At 57.4% G+C, this 13,861-nt stretch carries 15 protein-coding genes; 9 read left to right on the top strand and 6 right to left on the bottom strand.

Annotation, left to right across the window (positions count from 1 at the left end):
- Positions 1 to 16 precede the first annotated feature (16 nt).
- Entirely contained in the window at positions 17 to 439 is a 423-nt protein-coding gene (locus tag RSE16_05255; protein ID WRH76875.1) for a DUF4112 domain-containing protein, read from the top strand.
- On the opposite strand, the gene RSE16_05250 is transcribed toward RSE16_05255, so the two are convergent.
- Positions 436 to 1,176, bottom strand: a complete 741-nt coding sequence (locus tag RSE16_05250; GenBank protein WRH76874.1) for a ribonuclease T — start codon at positions 1,174 to 1,176, stop codon at positions 436 to 438. The two genes, RSE16_05255 and RSE16_05250, sit on opposite strands and share 4 nt — an antisense overlap.
- Positions 1,166 to 2,014: a carboxylating nicotinate-nucleotide diphosphorylase gene (gene nadC / locus RSE16_05245; GenBank protein WRH76873.1), complete on the bottom strand. Its 849-nt coding sequence runs from the start codon at positions 2,012 to 2,014 to the stop codon at positions 1,166 to 1,168. The genes RSE16_05250 and nadC overlap by 11 nt, the downstream gene beginning before the upstream one ends.
- Positions 2,015 to 2,380: 366 nt before the next feature.
- Here nadC and RSE16_05240 point away from each other — a divergent pair, with 366 nt between their 5' ends.
- From RSE16_05240 to RSE16_05230, 3 genes are all read left to right on the top strand, one after another.
- Entirely contained in the window at positions 2,381 to 3,961 is a 1,581-nt protein-coding gene (locus RSE16_05240) for a hypothetical protein (protein ID WRH76872.1), read from the top strand.
- A gap of 86 nt (positions 3,962 to 4,047) precedes the next feature.
- On the top strand, positions 4,048 to 4,272 hold the full coding sequence (locus tag RSE16_05235; protein WRH76871.1) for a hypothetical protein: 225 nt from the start codon (positions 4,048 to 4,050) through the stop codon (positions 4,270 to 4,272).
- On the top strand, positions 4,269 to 5,657 hold the full coding sequence (locus tag RSE16_05230; GenBank protein WRH76870.1) for a 50S ribosomal protein L11 methyltransferase: 1,389 nt from the start codon (positions 4,269 to 4,271) through the stop codon (positions 5,655 to 5,657). Before RSE16_05235 ends, RSE16_05230 begins: the two co-directional genes overlap by 4 nt.
- 54 nt (positions 5,658 to 5,711) lie before the next feature.
- On the opposite strand, the gene nadA is transcribed toward RSE16_05230, so the two are convergent.
- From nadA to hisS, 4 genes are all read right to left on the bottom strand, one after another.
- Complete coding sequence (nadA, locus tag RSE16_05225; protein ID WRH76869.1) at positions 5,712 to 6,725, bottom strand: quinolinate synthase NadA; 1,014 nt, start codon at positions 6,723 to 6,725, stop codon at positions 5,712 to 5,714.
- A 156-nt stretch (positions 6,726 to 6,881) separates the two neighbouring features.
- Positions 6,882 to 7,790, bottom strand: coding sequence for an MBL fold metallo-hydrolase (locus RSE16_05220; protein ID WRH76868.1), 909 nt, complete (start codon positions 7,788 to 7,790; stop codon positions 6,882 to 6,884).
- A gap of 306 nt (positions 7,791 to 8,096) precedes the next feature.
- The gene (gene prfA / locus RSE16_05215; protein WRH76867.1) at positions 8,097 to 9,170 is read right to left on the bottom strand and encodes a peptide chain release factor 1; all 1,074 of its coding nucleotides are present in this window, start codon (positions 9,168 to 9,170) and stop codon (positions 8,097 to 8,099) included.
- Between the two features lie 171 nt (positions 9,171 to 9,341).
- Complete coding sequence (gene hisS / locus RSE16_05210) at positions 9,342 to 10,610, bottom strand: histidine--tRNA ligase (protein WRH76866.1); 1,269 nt, start codon at positions 10,608 to 10,610, stop codon at positions 9,342 to 9,344.
- A gap of 241 nt (positions 10,611 to 10,851) precedes the next feature.
- On the opposite strand from hisS, the gene ppa reads away from it, so the two are divergent.
- The 5 genes from ppa to RSE16_05185 all read left to right on the top strand — a co-directional run bounded on the left by ppa (position 10,852) and on the right by RSE16_05185 (position 13,813).
- Complete coding sequence (gene ppa, locus RSE16_05205; protein ID WRH76865.1) at positions 10,852 to 11,388, top strand: inorganic diphosphatase; 537 nt, start codon at positions 10,852 to 10,854, stop codon at positions 11,386 to 11,388.
- Positions 11,385 to 11,696 carry a hypothetical protein gene (locus tag RSE16_05200; protein WRH76864.1) on the top strand — a complete coding sequence of 104 codons (312 nt, stop codon included), beginning with the start codon at positions 11,385 to 11,387 and terminating at the stop codon, positions 11,694 to 11,696. The genes ppa and RSE16_05200 overlap by 4 nt, the downstream gene beginning before the upstream one ends.
- Before the next feature lie 100 nt (positions 11,697 to 11,796).
- Positions 11,797 to 12,213, top strand: a complete 417-nt coding sequence (locus tag RSE16_05195) for a hypothetical protein (GenBank protein WRH76863.1) — start codon at positions 11,797 to 11,799, stop codon at positions 12,211 to 12,213.
- Positions 12,214 to 12,239: 26 nt separating this feature from the next.
- Complete coding sequence (ribD, locus tag RSE16_05190) at positions 12,240 to 13,220, top strand: bifunctional diaminohydroxyphosphoribosylaminopyrimidine deaminase/5-amino-6-(5-phosphoribosylamino)uracil reductase RibD (GenBank protein ID WRH77303.1); 981 nt, start codon at positions 12,240 to 12,242, stop codon at positions 13,218 to 13,220.
- Positions 13,193 to 13,813 carry a riboflavin synthase gene (locus RSE16_05185; GenBank protein ID WRH76862.1) on the top strand — a complete coding sequence of 207 codons (621 nt, stop codon included), beginning with the start codon at positions 13,193 to 13,195 and terminating at the stop codon, positions 13,811 to 13,813. The genes ribD and RSE16_05185 overlap by 28 nt, the downstream gene beginning before the upstream one ends.
- Positions 13,814 to 13,861 lie beyond the last annotated feature (48 nt).

The following is a 13,861-nucleotide window of genomic DNA, read 5'->3' as shown; positions in this document are numbered from 1 at the left end:
GGCAAAGGAACGTCCCATGCCGATATCGCCCGATCAACTTGACCAACTCTCAAAAGCGCTTCCCTCGATGGGCCGCGATCCCCATTCGGTGCGCCAAAGGGTTGAGGCGCTTGAACAACTGCTGGAACGCAGCTTCCATATTCCTGGCACGAAAGTACCGGTAGGGCTTGATTCGATTGTTGGCCTTATTCCCGTCGTCGGCGACCTGATCACCGCCGCAATGGGGGCTTATATTGTGTGGGAAGGCCGCAATCTGGGGATGAGCAAATTCCAGCTGGCGCGGATGACCGCGAATGTTGGTATCGACACAGCCTTGGGCGCAATCCCCTTTGTCGGCGATGCCTTCGACTTTATCTGGCGGTCGAACAGCAAGAATTTGCGGATCATTAAACGCCACCTCGACAAGCACCACCCGGGCACCCGCACGATCAACGTTTAGGATCCGCGCCAAATCCTGATTTGCGCATTACCGGGTGCACCCCTGTTGAAAGTCGGGCAGGTGCGCGGCTTGAACTTGCGGTTGAGACAGATATGCACCTCTTCCAACCAGCCACGCCGGTTTGTCTTTACGCGGATAGCCGCTTCGGGAAGGCCATCATTGGTAAGGGCAAATTCTTCAGTCAGTTTCGCTGCCGTCAGCGTGCCGTCCTGTTCGCCGCGCCGCGAAAGGCGATCCATATCCGGAAACTCCAGCGCATTGAACAGGGTGCGCGCCGCATTGAAATAGCTTTCGGGCCGCCGCGTCATGCAGGTGCCATGCTTTGCCCATTGATGCTGCAGCAACTGAACCGACGGCGTCATGCAGATATTCTGCGCCACCACTTTGCGCGGAAGCGGGGCTGTAGTGCGGCACCATTGCGGATAATCGGGCCCCTTTGCCTCGGGCCATAGACCATGGAGCACGAAACCGAATTCACCCATCGTGCGGCCGCATTGCAGCGCGTCACGCGCACTATTCTCGCGTCCGCGGCAATATTCGCGGCTCCAGCTCAGCGCCAGGATGTAGCCATCAACCGCAGTACGGCGAACTTCGCCACTCTGCCTCTGATCGACCACCGGTTGGGGCAGGCTGGCTGGGGGGCGGCATTGCCATGCCTGAGCGAGGGCAGGCGCATGAGCAGAGGATGCCGCCAAACCGACGGCGAGCAGGCCGGCAAGCGCCAGCCTAGACCACATCAAAATCAAGCCCGATGTCAGCCGCAGGCGCGCTTTGCGTCAAACGCCCGACCGAAATATAGGTTACGCCCGTTTCGGCTTTGGCCCGGATTGTCTCCAGCGTTACGCCGCCACTTGCTTCGGTCGGAACCCGGCCCGCCACCAGCTTTACCGCTTCGGTCAGTTGAGCAGCGTCCATATTGTCGAGCAACAAATGTGTTGCCCCGGCTTCGAGTCCTGGTTCGATCTGGCTCAAACGGTCGACCTCAAGGATGATGCGCTCGACGCCATGGCCGCGGGCACGACGCACCGCCTCGGCCACGCCGCCCGCCACAGCGACATGATTGTCCTTGATCATCGCTGCATCCCAAAGCCCCATGCGATGGTTCGTCGCGCCGCCCATGCGGGTTGCGTATTTTTCCAATATGCGCAGTCCCGGGATTGTCTTGCGGGTATCGAGCAACGTGCAGCCGGTTCCCGCTATGGCATCGACATATTGCCTGGTTAGCGTGGCTACACCGGACAGGTGCTGCACTATGTTCAGCGCAGAACGCTCGGCCGTTAGCATCGCGCGCGCCTTGCCCCTGATCCGCATCAGGTCTGCACCCGATGAAACCTGTTGCCCGTCTTCAATCAGATGTTCGATCTCAATTTCGGGATCGAGGTGGCGGAAAAAAGCGGCGGCGATCGGCAATCCGGCAACCGTTATGGCATCGCGGCTGTCCATGACGCCACTAAAGCAGGCATCCGCGGGAATGACGCTTTCCGACGTCACATCCCGGCCAGTGGGGCCCAAATCCTCCGCCAGCGTTGCTGCGACGAATTGCACAAGATCGAAACCGGAAAGTTCAAATGCCATAGCCCTGCCTTTAACGGTGCCCGTGCCCGTTCGCCAACGCATTTATCGCGGGGATATGGCGGTTCGCAAAAACGCTAATACCTGGATGCCTTGTTGCCGCTAAATTGCCTAAAATCGGTTTTTTTGGTCAAAACTGTCATGTTCAGAAACGAAAAGCACGATCTGAACAATAGTGTGTTCAGAATGATAAATCATTCGTGATGATATGATTTTACAAGTCTATATGGTCATTTCCAAAAATGCAGTTATTTCTCGTTCGCACAGAATTATTACTTTGAATTTCGGCGAGATCGGTTCTTCCAGACAATACCGGCTTTTCGGTTTCATGCCGACCTTGAAATTCGGAGTGTCAGGCAGGGGAAAATCTTGGAAAACATAGCAGCTGAGGCCAAAATGGCGAGCCGTTCACCGCTCGCCTTTCTCGCAAGCTTTCTGTTGTTGGCAGCCTCGCTCGTCAACTTTCTGATGTACGATAAATATCCGATGCTGCGGCCCGAGATTTTCGCGGCCTTTCTGGCGCTTGCCCTGTTTTGCGCGATGATGGCATTCATTTACGCGCGTGTCGGCATCTGGGGTCGGCGGCTTTTAGATGTATTGCTGATCGCCTTTGTCATCGATCTCAATGTCGACAACGGCTGGTGGCCAGTTCTGGGCGCTTGCGTCTATTTCCTGATCAGTCTTCGGCTGAAGGAAGCGCCGCATCAATTTCTGGCAATATTTGGCGGCTTTGTGATGATATCGTCAATGATTGGCATCGGCGAACGCCAGCCTTGGCTCAGCGAAACCAAGCCGACGCAAAAAGACGGGGCCTTGGCGAGCAATCGACCCGCAATCATCCACATTTTGCTGGATGAACATATCGGCGTCGGTGGCTTTCATAAAACCGAATCCGGCATGCGCACTGCCGCCAGACTGCGCGAGTTCTATACCCGCAACGGCTTTGCGGTTTACGGCAAAGCGTACAGCCAGCATCTGCATACGGTCAACGCGGTCCCGCACATCCTCAATTTTGGTACAAAGCAAGCTGACGCAGCAGGCCGGCAAGGTACCACGATTGGCAGAAACGCGCATTTTGATCGGTTGGAAGCGCTAGGCTACAAGCTCAACATCTACCAGTCCGACTTTGCTGACTTTTGCAGTGGTTACAGTAATGCCCGTTGCGTTTCCTACGCGAACAGCAGCATGCAACCTTTGCTAGCCTATGATATGAGTATAGCAGATCGAACGGCGCTGATCCTTTCAAAGTTCATCGGCATGTCTCAGGGTTCCGACTATGTGGGCCGCAAACTCTCTTTCCTCGATGTTATTTCCGCGCGAGCAGGTCTTCCCGGCTTCTACGCGTTCCTCAGGCTAAAAGGAACGGGAACCGCCGCCGCGCTTGAGGCGCTCGAACACTTTGCGCGTGATTTGGAGTCGGCTCGTCCTGGCGAAGCCTATTTCATGCATTCTCTATTTCCGCACTATCCCTATGTGACGGAAGCCAATTGCAATCGGAAACCACTGTCGGAATGGAAAAATCGAAAGGACTTCATTCCGTTAACAGATCGCGCCAATGCCTATGATGAACAAGTTTCTTGTTCGATGTTGCAAATCGAGCTTCTGCTCAAAGCCTTGGAAAAATCGCCAGCGGCCAACAATTATGTCATGATATTGCATGGCGATCATGGTTCACGACTGACGGTCCTTGACCCGATTTATGAAAGGCGGGGTAAATTTCGCAGTTCCGATCTGATTGCATCATTCTCCACTCTCTTCGCGGTCCGTATATCCGGTGGCGAAGGCCGTTACAGCGAAGGCATGGCAAGCGCTGCTTCACTATTACAACAATTGTCGGCACGCGATTACCTTACGGCACCAGTGCCATTAACAAATTCTCAACCATACATCTTTATCGATGATAGAGATTGGAAACCAAGGTCAAAAGAACCACTACCGACGCAGTGGTAACATGGTCTTTAAAAACCAATCTTTTTCTTAACAACGGCTTAGTTGGATTTCTCCTCTCGGGATTCATCCGGCTGAGAGGAGATGAAATGACCAATCGTCTTAGCAGAATGGGCGCGCTATTCGCCCTGTACACCACGCTTTCCTCACCCGCATTTGCCTATCTCGATCCTGCAACGGGCAGCATCATCTTGCAGGCCGTTGTCGGAGTTGTCGGCACATGGCTCGTTTACTCGAGGATGTTTCTGGCAAAATCCAAAACTTTCATTGCCCGCCTGACCGGCAAAAGCCCTGTGGCGCCAGAAAAAGAATGAGCGCGCCCATCGTTAATCCGGGGTCCTTTCGCGACCCCGGCAGCCGCGTCTTTGAACGCGATGGCCGCATTTTCCGGGCAATATGGCAGCGCTCGGCAGCCGATTATGAAGCCGTCCGCGACAGCGGGCTGCTACAGGAGCTTGTCGACCGCGGCATGCTGGTTGCAACGCGCGAACTGGACCCCGCAGAGGTGAACATCGCGCCAGAACCCGTCTATATTCTCGAACATGAACGGCTGCCGTTTCTGAGCTATCCTTATGAATGGCCGTTTGCCCTGCTGCAACGTGCCGCGCTGTTCCATCTCGATTTACAACTGACCGCCTTGGATCGTGGCTTCACGCTATCGGATGCCACTGCCTATAACATCCAGTTTTTGGCAACCCGTCCAGTGTTTATCGACCATCTGTCATTCCGGCCCTACGTTGAGAGTGAAGTTTGGACCGGGCATCGACAATTTTGCATGCAGTTTCTCAACCCATTGATCTTGTGGAGCAAAAAGGGAATTAGCCCCGCGCCATGGTATCGCGGCAGTTTGGAAGGCATCTCCCCCGAAGATCTGGCGCAACTGCTGGATTGGAAAGACAATCTCAGTTGGACCATCTTGACACATGTCACTGGACAGGCGGCGCTTCAGCGCCGTGCGATCAAAGCTGACGCAAGCATCGCTCCGGGCAAGCAACCCAAGCTATCCAAAATCGCCTTTAAGGGCATTCTCGAAGGCTTACGCAGCTACATCGCGAAATTGAAAAACCCGATCAAACCAACCGTTTGGGGGGATTATGCGGATCACAACAGTTATGCGGAGGGTGATGCGCAGATAAAACGGGATTTCATTGTGAAAATGGCCTCTGCGGTCAAACCGGACCAAATGTTCGATATCGGCTGCAATTCAGGCGATTACAGCGTCGCGGCCCTAGAAGGTGGCGCCAAGTCGGTAGTCGGTTTCGACTTCGATTATGGTGCGCTTGATTCCGCAGTTGCGCGAGCCGACGCCCATGGCCTTCCATTTCTGCCAGTATGGCTCGATGCCGCCAACCCAAGCCCATCACAAGGCTGGGCACAGGCGGAACGCATGGGCTTTGGCCGACGGGCATCGGCGCAAGCACTGGTTGCACTGGCATTCGTCCACCACATTGCCATTGGCCGCAATGTTCCGCTCGATATGACGGTCGACTGGCTGATCTCTCTTGCCCCGGCGGGCATTATCGAATTTCCGCCAAAAACCGATCCAATGGTACAGCGGCTGCTTTCAAACCGGGAAGATATCTTCCCAGACTATAGCGAAGATCATTTTATCGCTGCAGTCACGCGCCGCGCAAAAATTGTCGAAAGTCGGTCGGTTACCGAGGGCGGTCGCTTGCTCCTGTGGTACCAGCGCCACTAAACAGACCAACAGTTTGGGACCGGGCCGACATAAAAGTGTCAACCGGTCCCAATTTCACCCATTCGGAAACGCAAGATCCTTGCGGCCCAGATCACCCTGGCCGACCGTCTTCGATGCCATTTCCAACATCCGGTCGAGGCTTTTCTTCGCCGCCAGCCTAACCTCTTCGTCCAATTCAATCTGCGGCTGCAGGTCGCGCAGGGCGAGGTAAAGCTTTTCCATCGTATTGAGCGCCATATAGGGGCATATGTTGCACGCACAGTTGCCATCTGCACCGGGTGCGCCGATGAAATTCTTTTCAGGAAGCGCCTTTTGCATCTGGTGGATGATGTGCGGCTCGGTCGCGATGATTACCGTGTCGCTCGGCACTTCCTGCGCATATTTAAGAATACCAGAGGTTGACCCGACATAATCGGCATGGTCGATAATGTGCGGGGGACATTCGGGGTGCGCCGCGACAGGTGCACCCGGATATTGGGCTTTCAGCTTCAAAAGTTCGGTTTCGCTAAACGCTTCATGCACGATGCACACACCCGGCCAGAGCAGCATCTCGCGCCCGAACTTGCGTGACAGATAACCACCCAGATGCCGGTCCGGGCCGAAGATAATCTTCTGCTCTTTGGGTATCTGGGCAAGGATTGTCTCCGCACTGGAGGAAGTGACGATGATGTCTGACAGCGCCTTCACCTCTGCCGAACAATTAATATATGTCAGTGCGATATGGTCGGGGTGTTTTTCGCGAAACGCCTTGAATTTGCCCGGTGGACAGGCGTCTTCAAGGCTGCAGCCGGCGGCCATATCGGGCAGGATCACGGTCTTTTCGGGCGAGAGAATCTTTGCCGTCTCGGCCATGAACTTCACCCCACAAAAGGCTATCACATCGGCATCGGTTTCCGCCGCGCGGCGCGACAGTTCAAGGCTGTCGCCCACAAAATCAGCCAGATCCTGGATTTCGGCTTTCTGGTAATAATGCGCGAGTATAACGGCGTTGCGCTCTTTCTTCAGCCGCTGGATTTCAGCGAGCAAATCGACGCCTTGCAAGGATTCGCGGGGAGTGGGGACGTTCATTCACTTACTCCGATATTTCGCCACAGCCTCGGGTTGGACGAAGCGGCGTTTCAGCAGATGGCGTAGACCTTGCCAAATGGTTCGACAAGTTCAGCGAAGGAACTTTTTAGGTCGATCACCTGCCCCAGGCAATGATTCAAGTCTGGTTCAGCGGCATCATGCGAGCGACCATTGCTCCCCCTTTGCCCGTGCTCGCCCCTGCCGCTCCAGATCGACCAGATGCGCGAGCACCGACCGGCCGGCTGCTCCATTCAGACGAGGGTCGAGCCCCTTGTACATTTCCGCGACCATGGCGGGGATCTCTCGCGGACTCTGTTCGAGCAAGCCCAATATCTGCCGTTCACGCATCCGCCTGTGACCGATCATGCCGCGCACAAGCTGCTTCGGGTTTTCAACCGCGGGGCCGTGCGCCGGATAATAGATGCGGTCTTCACGATCATAGAGTTTCTGCAGGCTCGCCATATAGGCGGACATATCACCATCAGGGGGTGAAACGACGCTGGTCGACCATTTCATGACATGGTCTCCGGTAAACAAGGCGCCACTTTCGACGAGAGCATAGCAAAGATGGTTGCTGGTATGGCCAGGCGTTGCCACAGCCTGCAACGTCCAACCATCGCCCGAAACCGCCTCTCCATCGGCAAGGATGCGATCCGGCGCATAATCGGGATCGAAGGCACTGTCGGCGCGCGGGCCATCATCACGCAAGGCCAGCGGCGCACAACCGATGATCGGTGCGCCGGTGATCGCCTTCAATGGCGCAGCTGCCGGTGAATGATCGCGATGCGTATGCGTGCAAAGGATTGCCGCAATGCGTTTATCACCAACAGCGCGCAGGATCGCCTCGACATGGCCTTCCCCGTTCGCATCCTTGGGATCGCCCACGCTCATTCCGCTGCCAGCAGGGCCGGGATCGATCACGGCCATATCGCTGCCTGCACCGACCAACCAAGTCTGGGTGCCAGTGAATGTGTAAGGTGACGGGTTGGGCGCAAGCAGACGGCGCACCAGCGGCTCATGCTGCTCAGTCTCGCCTGCGCGGATAGTATCGGGCCAATCGGACATGCCCGCCTATATGGTAGCATGGCGGAGCGGCGGCAACGGAAAAGCAAAGATGGGACTTTGGGCGTCGGCGCAGGCGTGTGTCAAACTGTCGGCATTTTTGACAGTGCGGCAAAAGATTAACGCTGCGAGAACCATTTATGTATTTGTAAATATATAATAAAGCTAATCTGGCACGACCTCTGCATAATATTCAGCGTTCACACATACCCACATGCCATGGACGGGTTGGTTGCTATCTGGTCTCGCACCAACCCGTCCAGGCAATTTCATCCGAAAATCTCAAAAACGCGTGAGAGAGCTACAGCCTTATTCGAGGCCGGCCAACCGTGCGGCCTGATCCTCTGAAATAAGCGCGTCGACCAATTCAGCCAGTCCGCCACCTTCCAAAATTTCCGGCAATTTGTGCAGCGTCACGTTGATGCGGTGATCGGTCACCCGGCCTTGCGGGAAATTATAGGTGCGAATGCGTTCGCTGCGGTCACCTGAACCGACCATCGCCTTGCGCGCCTCGGCCTCGGCCCCCTGCGCCTCTTCGCGTTCTTTTTCGTATATGCGGGCGCGCAGCACCTGCATCGCCTTTTCCTTGTTCTTGTGTTGACTGCGCCCATCCTGACAGGTGACGACAATGCCCGTGGGCGCATGGGTGATGCGCACCGCGGAATCGGTCGTGTTCACATGCTGCCCGCCTGCGCCAGAGGCACGATAGACGTCGATCTTCAGATCCTTATCCTCGATGTGGACATCGACCTCGGTCGGTTCGGGCAGCACTGCGACGGTCGCCGCACTGGTGTGGATGCGGCCTCCACTTTCGGTCACCGGCACACGCTGCACCCGGTGCACGCCGCTTTCAAACTTCAGTTTGGCAAAAACGCCCGCACCGGAAACCGCGGCAACGATTTCCTTGAACCCGCCCACGTCGGATGCGCTCATCGAGATTGGCTCGACCTTCCAGCCCTGCAGGCCGGCATAACGTTCATACATGCGGTAAAGGTCGCCCGCGAACAGCGCCGCCTCGTCCCCGCCAGTGCCTGCGCGGATTTCGAGCATCGCCGAACGCTGGTCGGCGACATCGCGGGGAAGAAGGAGGATAGCGAGGCCATGCTCAGCTGTTGCGATCCGTTCACGGACCGCATCGACTTCCTCACCCGCCATGGCTTTCAGATCAGCATCATCCCCGGCGAGCATTTCTTCAAGCCCCACCAGTTCATCGCGCAACGCCCGCATCTCCGCCGCAGCCTTGGCGACCGGCTCCAACTCGGCATATTCCTTCGAGGCCTGCACAAAGGCATCACCCTCGAGCGTGCCAGACGCCATCCGCGCCTCAAGCTCGGCAAAGCGCGCCTCGATCTGCGCAATGCGTTGGGGGGAGATGGCGGTCATTTTAGTTCACTCGAAGACACGAAGGCACCAAGAGGCTTGGTACGGCCTTGAAGTGATCGTCATGCTGAACTTGTTTCAGCATCCATCCCGCCACTGCAACCGAAGAGTTGAGAGGCGAAAGGGACCCTGAAACAAGTTCAGGGTGACAGTGATAAGTTGGAACCATGGCGATCATTCACCATCGCCATTGGCAGCCTGATACCCTTCTGGGGCGTGCGCCAGAGCTTTAGTGAGCAAATCTCGAAGGGCGTAAACTGAACCTGAGACTTGCGTAACGTGTAACTCTTTACCCGGACGAATAAACAGCAGACCGTCGACCTGAGCTTTTCTCGCAGATTCAATCTGCTTCTTCGTACTTGTCTTGAACGAACGGAAAACCGGGACTCCTTCACGGCGCAGCTTGTTTGCAAATCGCTGAGCTTCCAAATCAAGATCGAGCGCATCGGCTACCACGGCAAAAGTCATCTCGCGAGTTGATGGAGCATCAATCAACATCGCCAACCGTTCAATGCCCGCAGCCCAGCCGACAGCAGGCGTGTGCGGCCCACCCAGATTTTCGATCAGCCCGTCATAGCGACCGCCGCCGAGCACGGTGCCTTGGGCACCCAGCCGGTCGGTGGTGAATTCAAACGCGGTGTGGCGATAATAATCAAGGCCGCGCACCAGCTTTGCATTGCGCATCCAGGCGACACCGGCGGCATCCAATCCCGCTGTCACCGCACCGAAAAAGTCCTGCGCCTCGCTGCTCAGAAATTCGTCAATCTTGGGCGCAGCATGGGCGACGCCGCGATCGTCCGGATCTTTACTGTCGAGGATGCGCAGCGGGTTTTTCTCAAGCCGCGACAGGCTGTCTTCGCTCAAGACATCCTTATGATCATTGAAATAGGTGATCAGCGCTTCGCGCCAAGCATCGCGGCTTGCCGCATCGCCCAGCGTGTTGAGTTCAAGCGTCACGCCTTCCTTGATGCCCAGTTCGTGCAGCAACTGGTCGGCCATCACCAGCAGTTCGACATCTGCTGCCGGTTCCGCCGCACCGATGATTTCAGCGTCGATCTGATGGAACTGGCGATAACGGCCCTTTTGCGGGCGTTCATAACGGAACAGCGGGCCATGCGCCGTGACCTTCATCGGTGCATGCTGTTGCCAGCCATTGGTAAGATAGGCGCGCGCAATGCCGGCCGTGAATTCAGGGCGCAGCGTGATTGAATCCCCGCCGCGATCCTCGAAGGTGTACATTTCCTTCGACACGACATCGGTCGCCTCACCCAATGAGCGCGCGAAAACTGCGGTCGGTTCGATCACCGGCAGTTGCAACCCCTTGAAACCATAAAGCCGCCGCACACGTTCAAAGGTCGAAACGACATGTGCGAACCGCTCTTCAGTCTCGCCATACATATCCTGTGTGCCACGCACGGGCTGGGGTGTCTGAATCTTTGCCATATTGGGCGGTTCCCTAGCGGGTTTTGTGATAAGGGGGAATAGCAGCAATTTCTCCCCGCCCGCTTGCGGGAGGGGCCGGGGGAGGGCCTGAAACGTCCGAAGGCTCGCTTCGCTCGCCCCCTCCCCTAACCCCTCCCGCAAGCGGGCGGGGGACTTTACCGACGCCCCCCTATTCAGCCTTCCGTAAGCCGCGATATTCGACTAGGGGCCCCGCCAAACAACAAGCAAAAGGCCATCTCCCATGCGCATCGACCTTATCCCCGCCGGCGACAATCCGCCCGAAAGCCTCAACGTCCTGATCGAAGTTCCCATTGGCGGCGAGCCGGTGAAATATGAATTTGACAAGGCGTCGGGCGCGCTATTTGTCGACCGTTTCCTCCACACCCCAATGCGCTATCCCGCCAATTATGGCTTTGTCCCGCATACGCTGGGTGAGGATGGTGATCCACTCGACGCTCTGGTCGTTGCCCGTTCGCCCATCATCGCCGGCGCGGTGGTAAAATGCCGTCCGGTCGGCGTGCTATTGATGGAAGATGACAAGGGCGGCGATGAAAAACTGCTCTGCGTTCCGGTGAACGAGACATTCCCTTATTATGCCGACGTCGCAACCTATAAGGACATGCCACCGATCGTGCTGCAACAGATCGAGCATTTCTTCACCCATTACAAAGACCTTGAACCCGGAAAATGGGCCAAGCTCAATGGCTGGGGTGACGTGGATGAAGCCAAGCGCATAATCATCGAATGCGTCGAACGCGCCAAGGAACATGACGTATGAAGCAATTGCTGGTCGCCATTGCCTGCGCCGCGTTGCTTGCCGGCTGTGCAACGCCCGAAACCCGGATCCGCAATGCGTTAATCGAGGCGGGCCTGCCTAAGCCGGTTGCACGTTGTATGGCAGGGCGGATGGTCGACCGGCTGTCGCTGGGTCAGCTCAACAAGCTGCGCGGGCTTGAGAAGCTGCGCGACAAAAAGGCGAACAAAATCACAATCGAAGAGTTTGTAAAGCGCACAAAGGCACTGCAGGATCCCGAAATATTGGGCGTCGTCAGTTCCTCGGGCGTGATCTGCGCGATCACGCGCTGAGTATTGCCGAACAAGCAGAGCAAGACCGATGCCTCCGGCGCTGGCCGAAGCGGGGAACATCCCCACTGGAATTCACGCAACACAGGCCCTAAACAAGGGCATGAGTTTTTTCCATGACGCGTCGGTCAAAGGCGGGCTTTCCGACCTTGTCGGTTATATGCGGCAGCGCGGGAGCGTGCGGCCGCTGGTGCTGCTTGCCGCCTGTGTGCCGACCGCTACCATCATTGCGATGTTCTATTTCGACATGCTCGACAAGTCGAAGCCGCCGCCACCTCAGGTCACCTATTTTGAAAGCTGGCCCGCCGACCGTTCGGTCGATGAGAGCCTCGCTGCGATCCGTGAATCTCAGAAACTGAAAGAGGAAATGCGCCAGCGCGAACGCGACGCCTATAAGGCGCTGGGTCGCGCGGTGGGCATGGACGTCGAAAAGCTGGACGCCGAGGCTCAGCTTGCCGATGAACGCAAACGGGCAGAGGCAGAGGCTGAAATAGCGGAACGTGTAGGAGCCGGCAAATAACAGCGTTCGACGATGATCACCGCTGGCTGTCAGCGGCAATCGCTCTGGCCGAGCGCGACAGAGGAACCACGGACGCCAACCCGTCGGTTGGCTGCATCATCGTTGCGCAAGGCATTGTCGTCGGGCGCGGCTGGACCCAACCTGGCGGGCGGCCGCATGCAGAGGCGATGGCTCTCGCCGCAGCAGGCAATGCAGCGCGCGGAGCCACTGCCTATGTTAGCCTTGAACCTTGCGCGCATGAAAGCCCGCGCGGGGATGCCTGCGCCGACACGCTGATCAGCGCGGGTGTGGCCCGCGTCGTGGGCGCCTTAACCGATCCGGACCCGCGTACCGCCGGCAAAGGTTATGACCGGCTTGCGGTCGCCGGTATCAAGGTTGATCGCGATTGGCTGCCCGACGATGCCCGGCGCGGGCTTGCCGGCTTTGTCACCCGCATCAAGGCGGGCCGCCCGCATGTTACACTCAAACTCGCTACCTCGCTCGATGGCTGCATCGCCATGGCGGATGGCAGCAGCCGCTGGATCACCAACCCGGCGGCACGCGCGCATGCGCATCTCGAGCGGGCGCGGTGCGACGCGATCCTTGTCGGTGCCGGCACCGTTCGCGCCGACGTGCCAGCGCTTGACGTCCGCCTGCCGGGGCTGGAGCGGCGCAGCCCCCGCCGGATCATGCTCGGCAGCGGGGAGCCGCCTGCCGGATGGGAAGCGATCCGTTCCCCGGAAGATATTGCTTCGCTCGGTTGCAACAGCCTGATCGTTGAAGGCGGCGCACAGACGGCAAGTGCCTTTTTGCGCGCAGGGCTTGTCGATCGGCTAATGCTCTATCGTGCCCCGATCCTGATTGGCGGTGGCCGGCCAGCGCTGGGCGATATTGGCCTTGACGACCTGTCGCAGGCACATGGGCGCTGGCATCTTGCAGACGCACGCATGCTGGGGAGCAAGGCTATTGATGGCAACCGGTTAGAAGTATACGAGGCGGCATGTTCACCGGCATCATCACCGACATAGGCCATATCGCCAGCGCCGAACAGCGCGGCGACCTTCGGCTCATCATCCATTGCAACTATGACATGGGCAGCGTCGACCTTGGCGCTTCGATCGCCTGTTCGGGCTGCTGCCTTACCGTGATCGACAAAGGACGCAGCGGCGATCAGGGCTGGTTTGCCGTTGATGCTTCGGCTGAAACCGTCAGTAAGACGGCAGCCGGCATGTGGGTAGAGGGGCGACGCCTGAACCTGGAACGCGCACTTAAGGTAGGCGACGAACTGGGTGGCCATATCGTGACCGGCCATGTCGACGGTATCGGCCAAGTTGTTTCGGTCGAACCGGTCGGCGATTCGCACAAAGTCGTAATTGCAGCGCCCGCATCATTGGCGGCCTATATCGCTGCGAAGGGATCGATCACGGTCGACGGTGTGTCGCTGACGGTGAATGAAGTGATCGACGCGACTGATGGCCGCGCGCATTTCGCGCTCAATATCATTCCCCACAGCTGGGATGTCACAACCCTCGCCGAGATGGCGCCGGGGCGTGAAGTCAATCTAGAGATCGATATCCTCGCCCGCTATCTCAAGCGCATGGAAGAGGTTCGCAGTCGTTAAAAAAAGGGCGTCCCGAAGGACGCCCAATGCCCCACCACGGTGCGACCC

Source organism: Sphingobium sp. (assembly GCA_035196065.1).
Taxonomy (GTDB): Bacteria; Pseudomonadota; Alphaproteobacteria; order Sphingomonadales; family Sphingomonadaceae; genus Sphingorhabdus_B; species Sphingorhabdus_B rara.
Note: the sequence above shows the minus strand (reverse complement) of the source record. Positions and strands in the feature narration are given on the sequence as shown.

What these genes read in the sequence shown, in the direction of transcription:
- RSE16_05255 (WRH76875.1), top strand. Translation starts at nt 17, where the DNA reads ATGCCGATATCGCCCGATCAACTTGACCAACTCTCAAAAGCGCTTCCC.
- RSE16_05250 (WRH76874.1), bottom strand. Translation starts at nt 1,176, where the DNA reads ATGTGGTCTAGGCTGGCGCTTGCCGGCCTGCTCGCCGTCGGTTTGGCG.
- nadC (WRH76873.1), bottom strand. Translation starts at nt 2,014, where the DNA reads ATGGCATTTGAACTTTCCGGTTTCGATCTTGTGCAATTCGTCGCAGCA.
- RSE16_05235 (WRH76871.1), top strand. Translation starts at nt 4,048, where the DNA reads ATGACCAATCGTCTTAGCAGAATGGGCGCGCTATTCGCCCTGTACACC.
- RSE16_05230 (WRH76870.1), top strand. Translation starts at nt 4,269, where the DNA reads ATGAGCGCGCCCATCGTTAATCCGGGGTCCTTTCGCGACCCCGGCAGC.
- nadA (WRH76869.1), bottom strand. Translation starts at nt 6,725, where the DNA reads ATGAACGTCCCCACTCCCCGCGAATCCTTGCAAGGCGTCGATTTGCTC.
- RSE16_05220 (WRH76868.1), bottom strand. Translation starts at nt 7,790, where the DNA reads ATGTCCGATTGGCCCGATACTATCCGCGCAGGCGAGACTGAGCAGCAT.
- prfA (WRH76867.1), bottom strand. Translation starts at nt 9,170, where the DNA reads ATGACCGCCATCTCCCCCCAACGCATTGCGCAGATCGAGGCGCGCTTT.
- hisS (WRH76866.1), bottom strand. Translation starts at nt 10,610, where the DNA reads ATGGCAAAGATTCAGACACCCCAGCCCGTGCGTGGCACACAGGATATG.
- ppa (WRH76865.1), top strand. Translation starts at nt 10,852, where the DNA reads ATGCGCATCGACCTTATCCCCGCCGGCGACAATCCGCCCGAAAGCCTC.
- RSE16_05200 (WRH76864.1), top strand. Translation starts at nt 11,385, where the DNA reads ATGAAGCAATTGCTGGTCGCCATTGCCTGCGCCGCGTTGCTTGCCGGC.
- RSE16_05195 (WRH76863.1), top strand. Translation starts at nt 11,797, where the DNA reads ATGAGTTTTTTCCATGACGCGTCGGTCAAAGGCGGGCTTTCCGACCTT.
- RSE16_05185 (WRH76862.1), top strand. Translation starts at nt 13,193, where the DNA reads ATGTTCACCGGCATCATCACCGACATAGGCCATATCGCCAGCGCCGAA.